The sequence below is a fragment of the Arthrobacter sp. B0490 genome, assembly GCF_002929355.1.
In the GTDB taxonomy this organism is placed as follows: Bacteria; Actinomycetota; Actinomycetes; order Actinomycetales; family Micrococcaceae; genus Arthrobacter_D.
In genome coordinates, this window is record NZ_PJIR01000179.1 from 1 (window position 1) to 517 (window position 517).

At 67.7% G+C, this 517-nt stretch carries 1 protein-coding gene; it reads right to left on the reverse strand.

The genetic code is table 11. From position 1 onward, the window contains the following. A partial coding sequence (locus CXQ97_RS21330; protein ID WP_219815507.1) for a hypothetical protein occupies nt 1-517 on the reverse strand: 517 nt, incomplete at both ends.

The window sequence follows — 517 nt, forward strand, 5'->3', positions numbered from 1 at the left end:
CTGCACCCGCACCTGGAAGCCTTCCTCGCCGCGCTCGAACAGCGTGAAGCTGTAACGCACGGCGGCGGTCTTCTCCGGGGACAGCATGCGATCACCAAACAGCCCGACCGTTTCAGCGAAAGCGGGATCGGCCAGGTGCACCAGGTACTCGCTGATCTGTGCCTGCAGATCACCCTGCAGCGGCGTGCTGGCGGTGAGGTCCAGGCGATCCAGGTCGTACAGCGGCAAGCCGAGCAGCCCGGCCAGACGCATGCGCGCGACGGTGATGCCCTTGGTGGCTTCCACCTGACGGATCGCCGAGTCGCGACTCGGGCTTTGTCCGAGGATGCGCTGGCCCAGCGCTGCGTCGCGCAAGCCGGCATTGATGATGCCGCCGTTGGCCAGCAGGCGAATATGGCTGTCGGTCAGGGCCGCCATTTCCTCGCGGCCCGCGCCCAGGTAATAGGAGGGCCGGCGCTGAGCGATCAGCAGCGACAGCACCTGACGCAGCGCCTGGCCACGGGCCTGCTGGTCGACC